A 19,839-nucleotide genomic window follows, 5' to 3' on the forward strand; every position below is an offset into this window, starting at 1 on the left:
GATGCCATCCGGCGCAGGGTGTACCGTGGCCACGGAAGGCGCATTCTCGGCACCGGCAATCGGCTCGATGGATGCGGCAGGGGGCGTTTCACCGCAGGGGGTGGTCGAGACGATGCACGGAACCGTGCTGCCGACGTTGTTCCAGCAGGCGCTGGGCGCCGCTTTTTTCTGGACGGCGCCGTGCGTGCGGCGCCTGCATTCCGTGCGCGGCCAGGCCCGCTATCGCGGACTCTGTGACATCGAGTGCGGCACCAGCCCGTTGGCACGGCTGTGCGCGCGGGCGGCCGGTTTGCCGGCGGCAGGCGCGGCGGTGCCAACCACGGTGACCTTCGACGCCGGCCAGAAAGGCGAAACCTGGCGCCGCGACTTCGCCGGCAAACCGATGGTGTCGCGGCTGGAGTACCGCGATGGCCTGTTGTGCGAACGCCTTGGCCCGATGCAGTTCCGGTTCTTTTTGCACGCCAGCGAAGACGGTGGCTTGTGGTGGCAGGTGGCCGGCGTGCGGCTGTTCGGGCTGCTGCCGGTGCCGGTCAAGCTGTTTGACGGCGTGCGCTGCCGCGAACGCGAGCACGATGGCCGCTATGAATTCCTGGTCGAGGCGGCCCTGCCGCTGGCGGGATTGATCGTGCGCTACGAAGGCTGGCTGGTGCCGGAGGCCGCAGATGATGGCGTCTGATGGCAAGGCGCACGCCATCGTCGTGTTCGATGGCGTGTGCGCGTTTTGCAACGGCTCGATCGGGTTCCTGCTCCGGCATGACAATAGGCAGCGCTATCACTTCGCCGCCATGCAGTCGGAACCGGGCCGCCGCCTGTTGCTGGACAACGGCCTGAATCCCGACGATCCGGCCTCGTTTCTGCTCGTGGAATACGATCAGGCCGGCGTTCCGCGGATCAGTTCCGACAGTGAAGCGGCTTTGCGCGTGCTCACTGGCCTGGGTGGCGTGTGGCGCTTGGCCGGCGTTCTGCGGGTGGTGCCGCGCGGCCTGCGCGACGGGATGTATCGGTGGTTTGCACGCAATCGCTATCGCTGGTTTGGCCGCCACGACAGCTGCACGATCCCGGCCCCAGAGGTGCGGCACCGGTTCTTGTAGGCATCGGGGCAGTATGGGGTTCCATCAAGCCAGCGGCGGCAAGGACAGCGGCACGATTTTCGACCCGTCCTGACGGGCGCCATCATCCGTCAGCAGGGCGGGCCGTCACCGGCGATGACACACGGTCACCCGGGCCTGCTGAATGCACCAGCGGCGCGGCTGCAAGCGCGCATGTCGCCCGGTGGCGTCAGTGTGTTCGTGCCTCGCGGGCAGCTTGATGGCTCGCATCCAGGCAGCCGGCGTCACGCAACTGCGCCAGCGCTGCAAGTCGCGCTCGCCGCTGCTGCGGACGAGAGCGATCGTCGGGCTCCGCTTGGGATCGAATCCGACGCACGACCTCGCGGCAATGCGGTGATACCTCCTCGCGTTCGGCTCCGGTGCTTTCAATGCGCCGATGCCGGTCCGGCTGTTCTTCGCGCGCCGAGGATGCAGCGATGGGTTTTGCTGCCGCGACGGGTCGCGCTGGCGACAATTGGGCCGCAAGCGCAGGGTTGGCTATCGGTGCTGGCGCCGTCGCGGGTGGCAGTGGTGGCGTCGCGGCAGGCGCGGCTGCGGGTTTCGGTGGGTCGACGGTGGTGGCGGGTGCCGGTGCTGTCGCATTGGACTGCGCCATGGGTGCGGGCACCGCTGCCAACGGCGCCAGTTGCGGCGGCTTCCAGTAATACCAGCCAATCGCGCCGGCGATGAGCAGCAGGACGATGACCGCCATCATCTCGTCACTCTTGCTGCGCGGGCTGGGCTGGATGCCCTCCGATGTGATGTCCAGCGCCCAACTCAGCATCACCGCCAGCGGGAACCCGAGCACGAACATCAGGATGAAGGCGCGCAGCGCCCATTCGGGGGCCCCGAATGCAGGCAAGGCAATCGATGCGGCCTGGATCGCGATCCACGCGGCCACCAGATAACCGGTCGCCACCCGCACCACCTTGCGCCGACGGAGTTCCTCGAAAAACGACATGCCCGTCCTCCCCGATTTGCGTTGTAGCACCGTGCAATCGCCCTTGGCAATGCACCAGAGTCGAGGATGTCGGGGGGGGGCATGCACCTGCGGTCGCGGCACGTGCGCACCCACCGATTTCCTGGGTTGGAAACGTGGTCGCAATGCTTGCGTTGACTTTGTCGAAACGGAAGCCGTGACGTGCGATGTTGCCGATGCAGACGAAAGAACACGTCGTTGCCAGGTGCGGCGGGCCTGTTCTGGGGGAATGCAACTGAACGGGAGTCAAAGCGCCCGCAGGATGTCTGCTTTCTTGGCCTCGAATTCGGCGGCGCTGATCAGCCCCTCATCGTGCAGTTTGCCGAGCACCCGCAGGCGCGATTCGATGCTGTCGTCGGCTTCATCCGAAAGTGCGTGGCCCATCAGGGCGGCAAAATCGAGACTGCCCGCGTCCACCTGCCTGCCATTGACGAAGACGGTGGGCTTGCCGCTGGTGTTGTGCGCGGCGGCTTGCAGTGCCTGTTGCAGAAATTCGCCTCCATTGGCACCAAGGAACTGCGAGACGATGGCACCCGCGGATTGATTGACCAGCACCTTTTGCCTGCCATCCTCGACGGTGACCACACTGCTGCTTGACCCGCCTGATTCGGGTGAAAGCAGGGCTTCGAGCCGGGCGAGGTCGGGGTTGCCGCCGCTGACGGTGGGTTGGAGCTTGCCGCGCAGGCTGGCGTTCAGTTTGTTCGTCCACAGGCGCTTCATCAGGTAAGCGGCGACAAAGAACAGGGCGATGAACGCGACGATCGCGACGGTCAGCAGCCGTCCGAGTTGCGCCTCGGGCAGGGAGAACATGGCGGAAAATGCGGCAGGGATATTCATCGGGGGATCTTCAGTGCGTCAGCGCGCAGTGTCATCCTGCGGGATGTCGCCGACGAGTTTGCAGTCGAGTGTGCAGATATGGCTGCCGTACGGCATCAGCAGGCCGATTCCGGCGAATGTCGCAAACACGAACAGCAGGCCGGGAGGACTCGGAAGATGCATCACGTCAGGGCAGGTTGAGGATGCAAAGCGCACGCGCGCCGGGTTGGGCCTTGCCGTCGCAGCCGCGGGTGCTGGTATAGGCGAGCTTGCGGCCGGCCGCCAGCCAGGCGACCGGACGGGCATCGGCGTGGGTGACGGTGACCCGGCGGGGCTGGCCGGCGTCGAGGTCGTACACGATGATGCCGTTGCGGCTGGGGTAGATCAGCCGCTTGGGATCGTATTGCAGCGAGGTCAGTTCCCAGCCGCCACGGCTCAGCTCGCGAATCGGGCCTTTGCCGGTGCGGGTGCGCAGGAACACGTTGTCGTTTGCGTCGTTGGAAATCCAGGCCAGGTGCTTGCCGATCCGGAAGACGCCGTCGGCCACCACGTCATTGTCGGTATCGGGCAGCACTTCTTCGACGGGGAAGCGGCCAAAGGGATGCTCGAACTTCGCCTTGACGGCGGCTGGAAGTTGCCGAAGCGCCTGCGGTGCCTGGCCGGGTTTTGCGCTGAAAAACCGCTCGGCCCAATAGGTCGGGTCGCCCTTGCGCGCGCCGCGGGTTTCCATCGAGGTGGTGACGTACAGGGTCCCGCCGGACCACAGGACTTCGGTGCCGTCCTGGACGATGGTCTCGCCATTGGGGTCGCTGCCGCCCAGCGGCGGCGTGGCGGGCGAGGCGGCGTTGGCGGCGAGATCGATGATCCACACCCGCCGACCGGCGCGGCTTTCACCGCAGTCCACGTTCAGCGCCAGGAATTTGCCGTCATCGGAGAATGCGGCCTTGCCCGGATTGCAGTCGTTGCTGGACAGGCCGATCTGCCGGACGACGGCGCTGGACACGGCAACCGGGGCGGCCGGTGCGGAGTCGTGAGCAACCGCTGGCAGATTCAGGGTGGAGAGTGCGGCGCCTGCAGCGACCAGAGCCAGCAGGGCGGTGGGATTCGTTTTCACCAGATGTGTGCTCCACGCTTCAGGACGCCGGGGTCGTAACCGCCAGGGAACGCCAGTTTGAGGTTGTTGGCCCCGTATCGGCCGGTGAAGGCTTCCTGCGGGCATTCGTTGTCGGGATCGTCGTGGCGCGCGAACCGGATGTGCGTTTGTCTTCATCCACCTGCACCGTGACGACGACCGGGCGGTCGAGGTTGCCGCCTGCGCACTGCAGGATGGCGTACCAGCCGCGATTCGAATAGCCGATCACCACGCGCATGCCGACATCGTCTTCGGATTCGGTGCGGACGAGACTGGAATACTGGCCAGCCGCGGTGATCTGCGGCGGGTCTTTGGCCGCAACGACCGTGCTGGCGGCAAGCAGTGCGGGGAAGAGGGCGGTGATCAGGGCAAGAGGCTTCATTTCGGCCACGCCACGGCAGCGCAGGTGGTGCTGCCGCGACGCAGCCGGACGGTCTCGGCCAGCTGCGAACTCTGGCCGCAGAATTGCGGGTGGTCGTAGCGCATGGGCTCCAGCGTGTAGTCATCGCCATTGCGCGACACGCGCATGTACGAAGCCTGGGACGGGTCCTCATTGTCGTCCCAGCGGATGTCGGTGACGTCCTTGCCCTGGCTGAGAGAGGCTTCGTCGCCCGCCAGACCGGCGCTGACCGTGCAGCTCGCGCCGCCTGGCATCGTCGCCGTGTACTCCATGCTGCGCACGCCGCCGTCGGTATTGAGGGCGAGCCTGAGCCAGGTATGGCCCTGCGGCGCATCCTGTTCGCACTTGCACCGACTCGGCGACCAAGCCATGCGCGGGCGTTGCCGGATCCGTCGCGGATGATTCCTGCAGGCGCACGCTGCCGTTGCGGTCGGTGACCACCACGGTGCCGTCCTTGAAGCCGACCTCCGCCGTGTCTTCGTCGCCGCTGGCGTAGGCCAGCGACGTCATCGCCAGCGCACCGTCCTTCAGGTTGCCGATCGCCAACACGCCGCCGCGCTCCTCGGCGAGGTTGACGATGAACACGCGGCCGTCGCAGACCTGCGCGTTTTGCTGCAATTCCCGGTCATCGAAGACGATCGCCGCCGGGTCCACCTCAGGCAGCGTGAGTTGGCCGGTGCTGGCCTTGCCGTCCACGGTGATCTTGAAGTTCACCGTGAACGGTCGGGCATCGGCCTCGTCCTGTTCCGGTGACGTGCCTGCGCTGGCAACGACAAATCCGCGTTTGCCCTCGGCCTGCCACTGCGCGAGCGGCAGGCAGGTGCCGGCGCCGAACACGGCAGGAGCTGGCGTGGACGCAGGCGTCGGGGCAGAGGCCGCTGGTGCCGCGGCCGTGGGCGCAGGTGAATTCGCGGCGGTGCAGCCTGCGAGCAGCAGGAGCACTGTAGCGGCAATACGAGGATGGGGCACGGTGATCCCTGCGCAGTAAGGCAAACGGACTGTACCGAAGTACACGACCAATCGGGTTGAAAGCGGACATCGGAAATGAACGGATACCGCCTGCGCCCCTTGGAACGGCGCGATTTGACCGCATTTTCAGGACATTGCCGGCGCGATCGCCGGCTCCGATTCGGAGTATCCCGCCATGCGCATGGACAAACTCACCTCGCGCTTCCAGCAGGCCCTCAGCGACGCGCAGTCGCTGGCGGTAGGCCGCGACCACAATTTCATCGAGCCCAGTCATTTGCTCCTGGCTCTGATCGACCAACAGGGCGGCGGCACCCGCCCGTTGCTGGCGCAGGCCGGGGTCAACGTGCCGGTGCTGCGCGAGCGGCTGACCGAGCTGCTGGACAAGCTGCCCAAGGTGACCGGGCAGGCCGGCAATGTGCAGGCCGGGAACGACCTGATCCGGCTGCTGAACGTGACCGACAAACTGGCGCAGCAGCGCGGTGATGCCTATATCGCCAGCGAGTTGTTCCTGCTGGCGGCGCTGGACGATGGCGGTGACGCCGGCAAGGCGCTGAAATCCAGCGGTGCGCAGCGTCCTGCGCTGGAGGCGGCGATCGACAAACTGCGCGGCGGCGAGTCGGTGCAGGACGAGAACGCCGAGGAGTCGCGACAGGCGCTGGAAAAATACACCATCGACCTGACCGCTCGCGCCGAATCCGGCAAGCTCGATCCGGTGGTGGGCCGCGATGAGGAAATCCGTCGCACGATTCAAGTCTTGCAGCGCCGCACCAAGAACAATCCGGTGCTGATCGGCGAGCCCGGCGTGGGCAAGACCGCGATTGCCGAAGGTCTGGCCCAGCGCATCATCAACAACGAAGTGCCGGAAGGCCTGCGCGGCAAGCGCCTGCTGAGTCTGGACATGGGGGCGCTGATCGCCGGGGCGAAATTCCGCGGCGAGTTCGAAGAGCGCCTGAAAGCGGTGCTGAATGATCTTGCCAAGAATGAAGGCCAGATCATCCTGTTCATCGATGAGCTGCACACCATGGTAGGCGCCGGCAAGGCCGATGGCGCGATGGATGCCGGCAACATGCTCAAGCCGGCGCTGGCGCGCGGTGAGCTGCACTGCATCGGCGCGACCACGCTGGACGAATACCGCAAGTACATCGAAAAGGACGCCGCGCTGGAACGCCGCTTCCAGAAGGTGTTCGTCGGTGAGCCGACGGTGGAAGACACCATTGCCATCCTGCGCGGCCTGAAGGAACGCTACGCCGTGCACCACGGGGTGGAGATCACCGACCCGGCAATCGTGGCCGCCGCGACCTTGAGCAATCGCTACATCGCCGACCGGCAACTGCCGGACAAGGCGATCGACTTGATGGACGAAGCGGCTTCGCGCATCCGCATGGAGATCGATTCCAAACCGGAAGAGCTCGACCGCAAGGAGCGTCGGCTGATCCAGCTCAAGATCCAGCGCGAGGCCCTGAAGAAGGAAAAGGACAAGGAATCGAAACAGCGCCTGGCCGATCTGGAGGCCGAGATCGACGTGCTCGAACGCGAGTACAGCGATCTGGAAGAAATCTGGAAAGCCGAAAAGGCGACGCTGCAAGGCGCGACCAGGATCAAGGAACAGATCGAGGCCGCCAAGCTCGAACTGGAAGCCGCGCAGCGCAAGCAGGACTTCGCCAAGATGAGCGAAATTCAATACGGACGCATCCCGGCGCTGGAAAAGCAGATGCTGGCCGCGCAGGAGGCCGAAACCAAAGGCTTCACCCTGCTGCAGGACAAGGTGACGGCAGAGGAAATCGCGCAGGTGGTGGCGCGCTGGACCGGCATCCCGGTGTCCAAGATGCTGGAAGGCGAGCGCGAAAAACTGCTGCAGATGGAAGCGGCCCTGCATACCCGCGTGGTCGGGCAGGAGGAAGCGATCAAGGTCGTGTCCGATGCCGTGCGGCGTTCGCGCGCCGGACTGTCCGATCCCAACCGCCCGTCCGGCTCGTTCCTGTTCCTCGGCCTCACCGGCGTCGGCAAGACCGAGCTGTGCAAGGCGCTGGCGGAGTTTTTGTTCGACTCGCAAGACGCGATGGTGCGCATCGACATGAGCGAGTTCATGGAGAAGCACGCGGTCAGCCGCATGATCGGCGCGCCGCCGGGCTATGTCGGCTATGAGGAAGGCGGCTACCTCACCGAAGCCGTGCGCCGGCGCCCGTACAGCGTGATCCTGCTGGACGAGGTCGAGAAGGCGCATCCGGACGTGTTCAACATCCTGCTGCAAGTGCTCGACGATGGCCGCCTGACCGATGGCCAGGGCCGCACCGTGGATTTCCGCAACACCGTGATCGTGATGACCAGCAACCTCGGCAGCCACCAGATCCAGGAGCTGGCCGGTGATGACTCAGCCGAAGCCTATGTGCAAATGAAAGCGGCGGTGATGGGCGTGGTGCAGGCGCACTTCCGCCCCGAGTTCATCAACCGGCTCGACGACCTGGTGGTGTTCCATCCGCTGAACAAGGTGCAGATCAAGCAGATCGCCCGGATCCAGTTGCGCGGTTTGGAAAAGCGCCTGGCCGAACGCGGCCTGAAGCTGGAGGTCAGCGATGCCGCCTTCGACCTGCTCGGCAATGTCGGCTTCGACCCGGTCTACGGCGCACGACCGCTGAAACGCGCGATCCAGCAGCAATTGGAAAACCCGCTGGCGCAGGAAATCCTGGCAGGACGGTTTGGCAATGGCGATGTGGTGAAGGTGGAGGCCGAGGGCGGGAAGCTGGTGTTTGCGACGTGATGCGGGTTCATGGTGGCGACGGGTGCGCCACGTTTGATTGGTCGCTCAATCGTTTGCTTCGCCGCATGCAAAATGGCCTCGGTCATTGGGGTCTTGGATGCTTGGTGCGACAAGCGGTTTGGTCTTCCCCCAATCCAAGAATGCAGGGATCTTGGGGTTGCCAGTCCCTGGGTGGGCGGCTGGGCAGGCCGTAGTGCGCCAGACGCTGTTCCAAAGCCTCAAGTTCGCCCAGCCGGATTTGATCTTCATACAACTTCAGGAACGGGTAGTCGCGAAGCTGGTTCGGGCTGAGCCGGTGGCTGGTTTCGAGCGTGTATGCATAGCGGCGGCGTAGTTCGATTGCCTCCTGCTCCAGCGGTGTCCCTCTTGAAAGCCGGCGGACCACGTTGGAGCCGAACATTCGCGCCAGCAGGTCGACCTTGGCTCTCATCATCATCAACCCGACGGTTTTGCAGTCCGCGTAGGCCGAGTTGTCTTTGAAATAGCCGGTTGCCGGGTTACATCTCTGGTGGAAGACCTGCCATGCTGTCAGTCGGGTACCGCTGGACTCCACGGCTGCGATGGCAAGCTCAGGGGGCAGTTTTGGAAACAATGCACGCGCAGGTCCGGCCAGCAGTTCCGGTGCAGGGACCTGTGCTTTCTTGACTGCTTCGATGTAGCGAGCAAGGTCGGCGTTGAAATTGTCTCTGAAAACGGTAGCGCGCGCCGCTTCGTGCAGGGCTGTGCGGGCCTCGCCGCCTTCGGATTCCATCATCCTCAACAACCAGGGGAATGCATTGTCTCGGTCAAGGCGGACGAGGTTTCTTGTGGCGTCGGGGCGGCAGTGGACATAGCCGCTGGCGCAGTTGACTGCAGCGAACTCCCAGACAGCGGAACTGTCCGGCTGAGCTTTGATGGCCTGATCCAGCAGACCGGAAAATCTGCTCGGCTCATCAGCAGTCGGTGAAGCGTCCTCGCCGCTCATGCGGGCCGCTATTTGTTCAGTGTTCAAAGCCAGCTGCGCAGCCAACAGATAGCGATTGGGTTCTGTGCCCGCGACCAGTGCCGTAATCATCTGGTCGCGGTAGGCATTGCCCATCACGCCAACCACGGGCAGCAGAAGCGTTTCAACGCCGAATCCGTCGCCGTGTGAGTAAAGGCCGTTTGCGAAAGCGGTCAGAACCTGCTCTTGATGATGCTCGTCGTCAGGGTAGCGCTTGTCCAGCCATGCCAGCATGCGTTCACCGATGCTCTTGTCTTCCTGACGTGGCCTGTTTGCGCTGGCATTGGCATCGGCCAGCGCGGATTGCGTGTATAGCCATGCGCCAAGTTCCGCTATCCCTTGTGCCAGATCGCGCTGCTGTTCGGCGTCCTTGCGTGCGGCGTTGGCGAAGTTGCGCTGCGCCACGGCGACATCGCGTTGCGCACTGGCTTCGCGCCATTGCCACGATGTGGCAGTGGCGCCAATCAGCAAGGCCAATGCCGCCGCGCTCGACGCAAACGCCAGCTTCGGCTCACGCTTGAACCAACGCTGTGCGCGTTCGGCCAGGCCGGCCCGTCGCACGCTCACCGGCAGCCCATCGCGCACGCGGCGCAGGTCGTCGGCCAGTGCGGTGACGCTGGCATAGCGGTCGGACGGTTGCAGTTCCAGGCACTTCATGCAGATCGCGTCGAGGTCGCGCGGGATCGCCGGATTGAGTTCGCGCGGTGGGCGCACGCGGCCGGCGGCGGCGCGGCGGATCACGTCGTCGGGCTTGCCTTCGCCGTGCGGCGACACGCCGGTCAGGCAACGGTAGAGGATCGCGCCGAGCGCGTAGATGTCGGTGGCGGACGTGAGCCGGTATTGCTTGATGAGGATCTGTTCCGGCGCCATGAAGGCAGGTGTGCCTGAGACTTCCTGCGCGTCCACGCCGCCCTTGGCGTCCATGTGTCGGGCCAGGCCGAAGTCGGCGATCAGCGGTTCGTTGCGTTCGTCCAGCAGGATGTTCGCCGGCTTCAGGTCCAGATGCAGCAGGCCAAGACGATGCGCGTAATCGATCGCATCGCATATCTTCAAAAGCAGCGCGGTGGCGACTGCGGATGCCAGCGGCCCGGATTCAAGTCGCGTCGCCAGCGAATCGCCGCGCACCAGTGGCATCGAGAAATAGTGCAGGCCGTCGAGTGAATCGACTTCATGCACCGGCACGATATTGGGGTGCATCAGCTTGGCCGCCGCGCGCGCCTCGGCAAGGAAGCGGGCAACGTTGAAGCTGTCGGCGATGCCAGCGGCGATGAACTTGATTGCCACTTCGCGGTCCAGGCTGCGCTGGTGGGCGCGATAGACCACGCCCATGCCGCCGCGACCGATTTCTTCCAACAACTCGTAGTCGCCGAATTCGCGCTGGGCGGGGTCGTTCAGGTCCAGCCGTGGCCAAGTGGTTTCCCCGGTGGCGACATCGGCCGCCATCGCGGTGCGGGCCAGGGTGTAGAGCACCGAGTCGGACGGGTTCGGGGCGGCGCGGGTTTGTTCGGAGTGGGTCATGGCGCAGCGTCCTTGGGCTGTTTCCATGGAATTACGCAGGGTGTGGCAAATGTGACAGCCGGCTATCCGGCTCCCAGCGTGGCTTGCAGTTCGTCCCATTCGGTGTCGAGCGCGGCTTCGTCCGCGCACAGCTGTCGCAGTTCCTCGCGCAGGGCGATGCGCAGCCGTTCGCGCAGGCGGCTGCGTTCCACCGTCAGGGTATTGGGCCGCAGCCCGAGCCGGGTGGCGATGTGCTGCAACTCCCCGTGCGCGGGCGGGGTGGCCAACAGCGGCAACAGGCCGTCGAACAGCGCTTCCCGGCCTTGCTGGCGATAGCGCAGGCGCAGACCGTCCAGCGCCTTGCCGGTAAGCAGCAGCAGGAAACGGGCGTCGAATTGGCGCTCGGCGTCCGGGGCGGGGTCGGCCAGCAGATCGGCATCCGCCAGCGGCTCGGTTGGGTCGCGGGCAGCGTACAGGTGGCCCAAATGCCGCCGCAGCAGCACCAACAGGAACCCTCGAAAGCTGCCGATGCGGGCGTCGGCGCGCGCCCACCAGCGGTGTTCGAAGCTGGCGGCTAGGAAGGATTGGGTGGCGTCCTCGGCATCCTCGGGGGGCAATCGGGCGCGGAAAAATGCGAGGATGGCCGGGCGGTAGGCGCCCGCAAGGTCGGAGAACGCCGTATGGCGCGCAGAGGGACTTTCACCACTGCGGCGAATCATGCTCCACTGCGTGTCAGGGAATCGAGCCATGCTGTGTTAGCGTTTTCGCGGACGGAGTTTGCAGGCGCGTCGGGATGCCAGGACAGGTCAAGCGTATCGGATTGCTGATCGGTGAGTTCAAGCGCCGTGGCGTGTTCAAGGCGGTGGCCGCCTATGCCGTCATTGCCTGGGGCGCCTCGCTGGCTGCCACCGATCTGCTGCCGGCCTTCGGTGCACCGGGCTGGACGGTGCGCGCCTTCATCATCTGCGCCGCGCTGGGTTTGCCGGTGGTGGCGGTGCTGGCCTGGCTGTACGAGATCACCACGCGCGGCATCGTGCGCGATACCGGAGTGTCGGAGATACCGGCGGCGGCGCAGGACGGCAATACCACGGTGGCGTTTGTCGGTGCCGGCGTGCGCGTGCGCTGGAAGGACGCCGGGGGCGAACACGAGCGCAGCTTCTTCCGCGATTTTGCCATCGGCCGCGAAGCGCCCTGCGAATTGATTCTGGACGATCCGCACATCAGCCGTCGGCACGTCGAAGTCCGCCATGAGCAGGGCCGCTGGTGGCTGGTGGATCCGGGCAGTCGCAACGGCACCCGGCTGGACGGCGAACTGGTGCAACGCGCGCCGCTTCCGGCTTCGGCCAGCGTGCGGTTGTACGATGCCGGGCCGGAGCTGCGAATGGAAACCACGGGCGAGACGGCGACCATCACGGCGTTCGGAATGCCGCAGTGATCGAACCTGAAGTTTGACGGATGCGCATTTTTTCCCACACCTGTTCCAACACCGAAATCGTCTGCGCGTTGGGTTGTGCGTCGATGCTGGTAGGTGTGGACGCCGATTCCGACTATCCGCCCGAGATGGTGGCTGCGCTGCCCAAGACCGGGCGCGATCTGGATCTGGATATCGATGCGGTGCTGGCACTGACGCCAGACTTGGTGTTGACCTCGCTGACCGTGCCGGGGCATGAGCAGGTGGTGGGGGCGCTGCGCGCGGCGGGCTTGCGGGTGCTGGTCTGCGATCCACGTTCGCTGGCCGACGTGTACGCCAACATCCTCGAAATCGCGGATGCCTTGGGCGTGCCGGAACGCGGCCACGCGCTGGTGGCGCAGATGGAGGCGGCGATGCCGGCGGTGGACGCTGTCGGCCCGCGCCCGAAGGTGTTGGTGGAGTGGTGGCCCAAGCCCGTCATCGCCCCGGCGCGGCAGTCGTGGGTGACCGACATCATCCGGCGTGCCGGTGGCAGTAATCCGTGGGCGCAGGTGGATGCCAAGAGCCTGCCGATGGAGCATGCGACCGCGCAGGAGGCGGCGCCCGACGTGGTCGTGATGAGTTGGTGCGGAGTCAAGGAAGCGAACTATCGCAGCGAGGTGGTGCGCCAGCGCGAGGGCTGGGACAGCGTGCCCGCTGTCGCCCACGGACGCATCCACGCCATTTCCGAGGCGTATCTGGGGCGGCCGGGGCCGCGTCTGGTGGAAGGCTACCGCCGGCTGCGCGGATGCATTGCGGCCGCCGGCGGGGTTTGAGCCTCAGACTGCCGCCAGCGCCTGTTCGATGTCCGCGATCAGGTCGTCCACGTGTTCGATGCCGATGCACAGGCGCACCAGGTCCTTGCTCACGCCGGCGGTCTTGAGTTCTTCGTCGTTGAGTTGGCGGTGGGTGGTCGAGGCCGGGTGGCAGGCCAGCGACTTGGCGTCACCAATATTCACCAGCCGCTTGATGATCTGCAGCCGGTCCATGAAGCGGGCGCAGGCGGCCACGTCGCCCTTGATGCCGAAGTTGAACAGCGAGGAGGGAATGCCGCCGTCCATGTACTTTTGCGCCAGCGCGTGGTCGGGGTCGTCTTCCAGGCCGGCAAAGCGCACCCAGCCCACCTTGGGGTGGTTCTTGAGGTAGCGGGCGATCGCCAGCGCGTTGCTGCAATGGCGCTCCATGCGCAGGGTCAGGGTTTCGATGCCCTGCAGGATCAGGAAAGCGTTGAACGGCGAAATCGCCGCGCCGGTGTTGCGCAGCGCCACGGTGCGGGCGCGGGCGATGAAGGCCGCCGGGCCGAAGGCCTCGGTATAGACCACGCCGTGGTAGGCCGCTTCCGGGGTGGAAAACTGCGGGAAGCGCGGATTGTCCTGCCACTGGAACTTGCCGGAGTCGATCACGATGCCGCCGATGCTGTTGCCGTGGCCGCCGAGGTATTTGGTCAGCGCGTGCACCACGATGTCGGCGCCGTGTTCGATCGGCCGGCACAGCGCGGGGCTGGGCACGGTGTTGTCCACCACCAGCGGCAGGCCGTGGGCGTGGGCGATCTTCGCCAATGCGGCGATGTCCACCACGTTGCCGGCCGGATTGCCGACCGATTCGCAGTAGATCAAGCGGGTGTTGGCGTCGATGGCGCGGGCGAACGCCTCCGGGTCACGGGCATCGACCAGCCGCGCCTCGACGCCCTGTTCGCGCAGGGTGTGCTTGAAGAAGGTGTAGGTGCCGCCGTACACCTGCGCGGTGGCGACGATGTTTTCGCCGGCCTTGGCCAGCGTCTGCACGGTGGCGGTGATGGCCGCCATGCCCGAGGCAAACGCCAGCCCCGCCAGCCCGCCTTCGAGCTGGGCGACGCGCTGCTCCAGCACGTCGGTGGTCGGATTCATGATGCGGGTGTAGATGTTGCCCGGCACCTTGAGATCGAACAGGTCGGCGCCGTGCTGGGTGTCGTCGAAATAGAAGCTGGTGGTCTGGTAGATCGGCACCACCACCGAGTGGGTCTGCGGATCGCCGGCAAAGCCGCCGTGGATGGCAATGGTTTCGCGTTTCATGTCGGGCATTCCGTTGGGGAAGGTGGCGGGCCGGGGTGCGGCTGCGCCAAGCCATTCCACTCTATCGCGGCCCGCCACGGTTGCCGCAGGTCGTGCTGGTGAAAATCGGCCATGACGGCATGCCGCGGAAAGCGGTCAGACCGGCTGCACCCCGGGTTGGGTGCGCAGCGCCCGCCACGGCGGCATCGCCAGCACCATGTCGCGCAGGGCATAGGCCAGCTCGCGCTCCGCCAGCACCGCGGCATCCGCGCCGTGCGCCAGCAGGTGCTTGACCTCGACTTCGCTGTGGGCGCGCGCCAGCACGCTCAGGGCGGGACTGATCGCCTTGAGTTTGGCGATCACCTCGCCGGCTTCCAGTGCCTGCGGGATTGCAACGACGGCCAGATTGGCTGCGGCCGGGCGGGTGGCGGCGATCACCTGTTCGGCGGCGGCGTTGCCGCGGACCGTCAGCAGCCCGGTGGCGCGCGCCGCGATGACGCGGTCGGGATCGGTCTCCACCAGCACCAGCGGGATATCGCGTTCCTGCAGCAGGCGGCAGAGCTCGCGCCCTACGCGCCCATAACCAATGACAATGGCGTGTCCGGAAAAATCCGCCGGCACCTGCGAGTAGGGCTCCGGATCGGCGACCGGCGCGGCGGAGTTGCCTTCGCGCTGGCGCTTTTGCCAGGCGTCGATCCAGGCAAACAGGAATGGGTTGAGGATGATGGACAGCAGCGCCCCGCCAAGGACCAGTCCGTAGACTTCAGCCGTGAGCATGCCGCGGCTGAGGCCAAGGCCGGCCAGGATGAAGGAAAACTCGCCGATCTGTGCCAAACAGGCGGCCAGCGTCAGCGCATTGCGCTTGCCGTTGCCGAACATCTTCATCAGGGCGAAACCGGCGCCGGCGTTGCCCAGCACGATCAGGCCCAGGGTGGCGAGCAGCCACAGCGGATGCTCGAGCAACACCACCGGGTTGAACAACATCCCCACCGACACGAAAAACAGCACCGCGAATGCGTCGCGCATCGGCAGCGAGTCGGCGGCCGCGCGGTGGCTGAGCTCGGATTCGTTGAGCAGCATGCCGGCGAAGAACGCGCCCAATGCAAAGCTGACGTCGAACAGGGCGGCCGCGCCGAAGGCCACGCCCAGCGCGATCGCCAGGACGCCCAAGGTGAACAATTCGCGCGAACCCAGACCGGCCACGTATTCGAGCAGCTTCGGGATCACGCGGCGCCCGACCAGCAACATCACGGCGACGAAGGCGGCCACCTTCAGCAGGGTCCAGGCCAATGCGCCTGCCAGCGATGCCAAGCCAGGCGCCGCGCCGCCAGCCGATGGCGCCGGCAGGGCGGGTACCAGCACCAGCACCAGCACCATGACCAGGTCCTGCATGACCAGCCAGCCAATGGCGGTGCGGCCGCGGGCGCTGTCGATCAGCAAGCGCTCTTCCAGCGCGCGCATCACCACCACCGTGCTGGCGGCCGACAGACAGATGCCGAACACCAGCGCCGTGATCAGCGACCAGCCGAGCACCAGCCCGAACCCGCAGCCGAGCGCACTGGTGAAGGCGATCTGCAGCAAGGCGCCGGGGATGACGGTGCGTTTGACCTCGAACAGGTCACGCAGCGAAAAATGCAGCCCCACCCCGAACATCAGCAGGATCACCCCGATCTCGGCCAGCTGCGGTGCCAGCGTCTGGTCGCCGACGAAACCGGGGGTGAACGGCCCGGCAATCACCCCCGCCAGCAGATAGCCGACCAGCGGTGACAAGCGCAGCCGTTGCGCCAGCAGCCCCAGCAGGAAGGCCACCACGAAGCCCAGGCACAGCAGCACGAGGAGTGAGGTGTTGTGCGGCATGCAGGCTCCGGGTCAAGGAATCCCATCTTCGCATGACCGGCCGCGGCCGCCGTCGATTCAGCGGCGAAATGTGCCCCTAGCGATGCCATACTCGACGCTTTCCATGGCAGAGCTCGTCATGTCCAAGCCCTCCTTGCGCCACGCGTTGACGGTTGTCTTGCTGTGCGCCCTGCCGGCGCTGCAGGCCAGTGCCGACCAGGCGGCGACGCCATTGCGGGTTGAATTGCCGGCCGCTGGCACTGGCGCCTCGGGCCGATTGTTGATCAATCTGCAGCCGGCTGAACTGGCCGAAAAAAGCGCCCGCGACGGCGTGGTGCGCTCGGTCGCGATGAGCCCGTTCGGCGGTGTCACCGGCACCCTGATCGGCATGGACGTGGATTGGCTGGCGCCGGGGCAACCGCTGGCGGTCGATGATGCGGCGCAAAGCTATCCGACTGCGCTGTCGGCGCTGCCGGCGGGTGAGTATTACATCCAGGCGGTGCTCGACACCGCCCGCGACAACAACTACGGCGGCAGCAGCGACGACATCTCCAGCAAGCCGGTGAAGATCACGCTCGGCGGCGGGCGCGGGCTGCCGCTGCTGGTGCTCGACCAGCGTTCGCCCGCGCCGGGTGACGTGTGGGACCTGCCAGCGGAGATGCCGGAAGCGGTGCGCGCGCAGTACGCGGCGGCAAAGCCCCATGTGCGCGCGATCGACCAAGTGAGCGGCAAACTGAGCGCGTTCTGGGGGCGTCCGATCCACATGCGCGGCTGGGTGGTGCTGCCGCCCGGATACGAGACGAGCAATGCGCGCTATCCGGTGGTCTACTGGACCCATGGATTTGGCGGTGATATTCGCCATGCGTTCCACACCGCGGTCAGCTATTGGAACGGCATGGCGAAGGGCGGCTTGCCGCCGATGATCTGGGTGATGCTGGATGAATCCAGCGCCACCGGCACCCACGAGTTTGCCGATTCGGTCAACAACGGACCTTGGGGGGCGGCGCTGACCGAGGAGCTGATTCCAAGGATTGACCGCGACTACCGCACCGACGGAACTGCGGCGTCGCGCTTCGTCACCGGTCATTCCTCCGGCGGCTGGGCGGCGCTGTGGCTGCAGGTGCGCTACCCGAAACTGTTTGGCGGCAGTTGGCCGACCGCGCCGGACTCCGGCGACTTCCGTGACTTCACCGGCGCCGACCTGTACGCGCCGAACGCCAATGTCTATCGACGTGCCGACGGCACCACAATTCCGCTGGTGCGCATGAACGGCAAGGTGGTGGCGAGCTTCGAGCAGTTCGCGAAGATCGAAGCCGTGACCGGCCCTTACGGCGGGCAGATGGCTTCGTTCGAATGGGTGTTCTCGCCGCGCGGCGCTGACGGCCGGCCGATGCCGCTGTTCGATCGCCGCACCGGCGCGGTGGACCCGGCGGTGGCCAGCTACTGGCGTGACCACTACGACATTTCGCACATCATCACCCGCGACTGGAACACCCTGAAGCCGGATCTGGACGGCAAGATCCACCTGATCATCGGCACCGCGGACACCTTTTATCTTGATGGTGGCGCACGCCGGCTGGAAGCGGCGATGCGCACGGTCGGGGCGAAAACCGGCTTCCGTTTCGTTCCCGGGCGCAGCCATTTCGACCTCGGGACCGTGGGCGAAGATCGGCGTGCGCTGACCCGTATCATCGCCTGGGAGATGTACAAGACCGCTAGGCCGGAGGCAGTGATGCCGGCCAACCTGCCAAAGCTCGAACTCGAACCCGGGCACTGAACCGGCGACGGGAGCCGACCACGGGTTAAAATTTGCGGGATGATTTCCTTCCGCAATTTCGCCCTGCGGCGCGGCGAACGCCTGCTGCTGTCCGACGTCGACCTGACCCTGCACGCCGGCTGGCGGGTGGGCGTGATTGGCCGCAATGGTGCGGGCAAATCTTCGTTGTTTGCTGCCCTGATGGGTGAGATCGAACCCGACAAGGGCGATCTGGACTTGCCCGGCAAGGCGCGGATCGCCAGTGTGGCGCAGGAAACCCCGCACCTGCCGAATCCGGCGATCGATTTCGTGCTCTCCGGTGATGCCGCCGTGCATGAAGCCATCCAGATGGAAGCCAATGCCTTCGCCAATGAAGATTGGGAAGCGGTGGCGCAGGCGCATCACCGGCTGGAGGAAGTGAACGGCTACGACGGCACCGCGCGTGCCGGCCGCCTGCTGCACGGGCTGGGCTTTCCGGCGGAGACGCATGAAAAGCCGGTCGCGGATTTTTCCGGCGGCTGGCGGGTGCGTCTGAACGTGGCACGCGCGCTGATGACGCCATCGGACCTGCTGCTGCTCGATGAACCCACCAACCACCTGGATCTGGATGCGGTGGTGTGGCTGGAAGAATGGCTGAAGCGCTACGACGGCACCTTGCTGGTGATTTCGCACGACCGCGAATTCCTCGACAACGTGACGACCCACATCCTGCACCTGCACGAGGGCAGCGCGAAGCTGTATTCCGGCAACTACACCGACTTCGAGCGCCAGCGCGCCGAGCACTTGCGCCAGCAGCAGATCGCGCACGAGAAGGAGCAGGCCGAACGCGCCCACCTGCAAAGCTTCATCGACCGCTTCAAGGCCAAGGCCAGCAAGGCACGGCAGGCGCAGTCCAGAATCAAGCGGCTGGCCAAGCTGGCCGGCACCGAAGCGGTGCGCGCCGAGCGCGCCTTGCATATTTCCTTGCCGGAGCCGCTGAAGCTGCCGAATTCCTTGCTGTCGCTGCACGAGGTGGATTGCGGTTATCCGCCCCTCTTTCACAAGGAATCAAGCGGCAGCGAGGATGTGCGGCGCAGAACGATTGCGGATGACACACCCCTCTCCCTCCGGGAGAGGGGCAGGGGTGAGGGTTCGGCGAGCGAGACTATTGCAGCTGCCGACGTACCCTCATCCGGCGCTGCGCGCCGCCTTCTTCCGAAGAGAGAAGGAAATGGCACCGTCATCCTCCACAACGCCAGCTTCGCCCTCGAAGCCGGCGACCGCATCGGCCTGCTCGGCCCGAATGGCGCGGGCAAATCGACCCTGGTGAAAACCCTGGTTGGCGAATTGGCGCCAATGTCCGGCGAACGCAAGGCGCACCCGGACCTGCGCATCGGCTACTTCGCCCAGCACACGGTGGAATCGCTGGTATTCGGCACCACTCCGCTGGATCACCTGCGCAAGCTCGACGCCGATGCGCCCAACCAGGTGCTGCGCGATTTTCTCGGCAAGTGGAACTTTCCCGGCGACCGTGCATTCGAGGTCATCGACACCTTCAGCGGCGGCGAGAAGGCGCGGCTGGCCTTGGCGCTGATCGCCTACCGTCGTCCGAATGTGCTGCTGCTCGACGAACCCACCAACCACCTCGATCTGGACATGCGCGAAGCGCTGGCCGAAGCCCTGAGTGATTTCGATGGCGCCATCGTGATGGTCAGTCACGACCGCCATCTGATCGGCCTGGTCTGCGACAGCTATTGGCGCGTGGCCGGCGGCAAGGTTGAGCCCTTCGATGGCGATCTGGACGAATACGCGGCCTGGCTGCGCTCGCGGCCGGGCAGCGACACTCCAAAGACGCCGGCGCCCAAGCGCGAGCCCAGCGTGACCACGCCCGTGTCCGTGCCGGCGGCTACTGCGGGCAAGACCAGGATCAATCCGCACAAACTGCAGAAGGCCGAGGCCCGGGTCGCGCGGCTGGAGGAAAAGCTGGCCGAATGCAACGCGCTGATGGTCGATCCGGCGGTCTTTTCCGATGCGGGCAAAGTCGCCGACCTTGGCCGCCAGCAGATGCAGCTACGCAGTGAGCTGGATGCCGCAGAAGCCGAGTTGCTGGCGCTGTACGGCTAGACGCGGTACGGCTGGGCGTCCCGGACAGTTCAGCAGCGCATCA

17 protein-coding genes and 2 pseudogenes are annotated in these 19,839 nt (G+C 65.7%); 8 read left to right on the forward strand and 11 right to left on the reverse strand.

Features of this window, described 5'->3' with window-relative positions; translation table 11 throughout:
• Positions 1–25: 25 nt before the first annotated feature.
• Positions 26–676: a DUF4166 domain-containing protein gene (locus tag M9902_RS06675; protein WP_297221686.1), complete on the forward strand. Its 651-nt coding sequence runs from the start codon at positions 26–28 to the stop codon at positions 674–676.
• Complete coding sequence (locus M9902_RS06680) at positions 663–1,091, forward strand: thiol-disulfide oxidoreductase DCC family protein (protein WP_297221688.1); 429 nt, start codon at positions 663–665, stop codon at positions 1,089–1,091. The genes M9902_RS06675 and M9902_RS06680 overlap by 14 nt, the downstream gene beginning before the upstream one ends.
• Positions 1,092–1,278: 187 nt before the next feature.
• Here M9902_RS06680 and M9902_RS06685 read toward each other — a convergent pair whose 3' ends face one another.
• The 7 genes from M9902_RS06685 to M9902_RS06715 all read right to left on the reverse strand — a co-directional run bounded on the left by M9902_RS06685 (position 1,279) and on the right by M9902_RS06715 (position 5,252).
• Positions 1,279–2,049 (reverse strand): hypothetical protein, encoded by a 771-nt coding sequence (locus tag M9902_RS06685; RefSeq protein ID WP_297221690.1) that lies wholly within the window; start codon positions 2,047–2,049, stop codon positions 1,279–1,281.
• Positions 2,050–2,313: 264 nt separating this feature from the next.
• A complete protein-coding gene (locus tag M9902_RS06690) occupies positions 2,314–2,904 on the reverse strand; it encodes an SHOCT domain-containing protein (protein WP_297221692.1) in 591 nt (196 codons plus the stop codon).
• Positions 2,905–2,922: 18 nt separating this feature from the next.
• Positions 2,923–3,069: a hypothetical protein gene (locus tag M9902_RS06695; protein WP_297170263.1), complete on the reverse strand. Its 147-nt coding sequence runs from the start codon at positions 3,067–3,069 to the stop codon at positions 2,923–2,925.
• 1 nt (position 3,070) lies between these two features.
• Positions 3,071–3,997 (reverse strand): hypothetical protein, encoded by a 927-nt coding sequence (locus M9902_RS06700; protein ID WP_297221695.1) that lies wholly within the window; start codon positions 3,995–3,997, stop codon positions 3,071–3,073.
• A gap of 19 nt (positions 3,998–4,016) precedes the next feature.
• Positions 4,017–4,406 carry a hypothetical protein gene (locus M9902_RS06705; RefSeq protein WP_297221697.1) on the reverse strand — a complete coding sequence of 130 codons (390 nt, stop codon included), beginning with the start codon at positions 4,404–4,406 and terminating at the stop codon, positions 4,017–4,019.
• Positions 4,394–4,543 (reverse strand): hypothetical protein, encoded by a 150-nt coding sequence (locus tag M9902_RS06710; RefSeq protein ID WP_297221699.1) that lies wholly within the window; start codon positions 4,541–4,543, stop codon positions 4,394–4,396. Before M9902_RS06710 ends, M9902_RS06705 begins: the two co-directional genes overlap by 13 nt.
• A 22-nt stretch (positions 4,544–4,565) precedes the next feature.
• Positions 4,566–5,252 (reverse strand): hypothetical protein, encoded by a 687-nt coding sequence (locus tag M9902_RS06715; RefSeq protein WP_297221701.1) that lies wholly within the window; start codon positions 5,250–5,252, stop codon positions 4,566–4,568.
• 307 nt (positions 5,253–5,559) lie between these two features.
• Between M9902_RS06715 and clpB the strand changes: the two genes are divergently transcribed.
• Positions 5,560–8,142, forward strand: a complete 2,583-nt coding sequence (gene clpB / locus M9902_RS06720; RefSeq protein WP_297221703.1) for an ATP-dependent chaperone ClpB — start codon at positions 5,560–5,562, stop codon at positions 8,140–8,142.
• A gap of 82 nt (positions 8,143–8,224) precedes the next feature.
• Here the strand turns inward: clpB and M9902_RS06725 are convergent, their stop codons facing one another.
• Positions 8,225–10,642, reverse strand: coding sequence for a serine/threonine-protein kinase (locus M9902_RS06725; RefSeq protein WP_297221705.1), 2,418 nt, complete (start codon positions 10,640–10,642; stop codon positions 8,225–8,227).
• Between the two features lie 62 nt (positions 10,643–10,704).
• A complete protein-coding gene (locus tag M9902_RS06730) occupies positions 10,705–11,340 on the reverse strand; it encodes a hypothetical protein (RefSeq protein ID WP_297221707.1) in 636 nt (211 codons plus the stop codon).
• Positions 11,341–11,414: 74 nt separating this feature from the next.
• Here M9902_RS06730 and M9902_RS06735 point away from each other — a divergent pair, with 74 nt between their 5' ends.
• Together M9902_RS06735 and M9902_RS06740 are read left to right on the forward strand one after the other, a co-directional pair.
• Positions 11,415–12,056: an FHA domain-containing protein gene (locus tag M9902_RS06735; RefSeq protein WP_297170276.1), complete on the forward strand. Its 642-nt coding sequence runs from the start codon at positions 11,415–11,417 to the stop codon at positions 12,054–12,056.
• Between the two features lie 20 nt (positions 12,057–12,076).
• Positions 12,077–12,847 (forward strand): helical backbone metal receptor, encoded by a 771-nt coding sequence (locus M9902_RS06740; RefSeq protein ID WP_297221709.1) that lies wholly within the window; start codon positions 12,077–12,079, stop codon positions 12,845–12,847.
• 3 nt (positions 12,848–12,850) lie between these two features.
• Here the strand turns inward: M9902_RS06740 and M9902_RS06745 are convergent, their stop codons facing one another.
• Both M9902_RS06745 and ybaL read right to left on the reverse strand, forming a co-directional pair.
• Positions 12,851–14,122 carry an O-acetylhomoserine aminocarboxypropyltransferase/cysteine synthase family protein gene (locus M9902_RS06745; protein ID WP_297221710.1) on the reverse strand — a complete coding sequence of 424 codons (1,272 nt, stop codon included), beginning with the start codon at positions 14,120–14,122 and terminating at the stop codon, positions 12,851–12,853.
• A 135-nt stretch (positions 14,123–14,257) separates the two neighbouring features.
• Positions 14,258–15,958 carry a YbaL family putative K(+) efflux transporter gene (gene ybaL, locus M9902_RS06750; RefSeq protein WP_297221712.1) on the reverse strand — a complete coding sequence of 567 codons (1,701 nt, stop codon included), beginning with the start codon at positions 15,956–15,958 and terminating at the stop codon, positions 14,258–14,260.
• A 118-nt stretch (positions 15,959–16,076) separates the two neighbouring features.
• Here ybaL and M9902_RS06755 point away from each other — a divergent pair, with 118 nt between their 5' ends.
• The 3 genes and pseudogenes from M9902_RS06755 to M9902_RS12030 all read left to right on the forward strand — a co-directional run.
• The gene (locus M9902_RS06755) at positions 16,077–17,714 is read left to right on the forward strand and encodes an alpha/beta hydrolase-fold protein (protein ID WP_297221714.1); all 1,638 of its coding nucleotides are present in this window, start codon (positions 16,077–16,079) and stop codon (positions 17,712–17,714) included.
• A 39-nt stretch (positions 17,715–17,753) separates the two neighbouring features.
• Positions 17,754–18,722: pseudogene (locus M9902_RS12025) on the forward strand (ABC-F family ATP-binding cassette domain-containing protein); the annotation flags it as partial.
• 189 nt (positions 18,723–18,911) lie between these two features.
• A pseudogene (locus tag M9902_RS12030) lies at positions 18,912–19,796 on the forward strand (ATP-binding cassette domain-containing protein); the annotation flags it as partial.
• Positions 19,797–19,839 lie beyond the last annotated feature (43 nt).

Source organism: Thermomonas sp. (assembly GCF_023953935.1).
Taxonomy (GTDB): domain Bacteria; phylum Pseudomonadota; class Gammaproteobacteria; order Xanthomonadales; family Xanthomonadaceae; genus Thermomonas.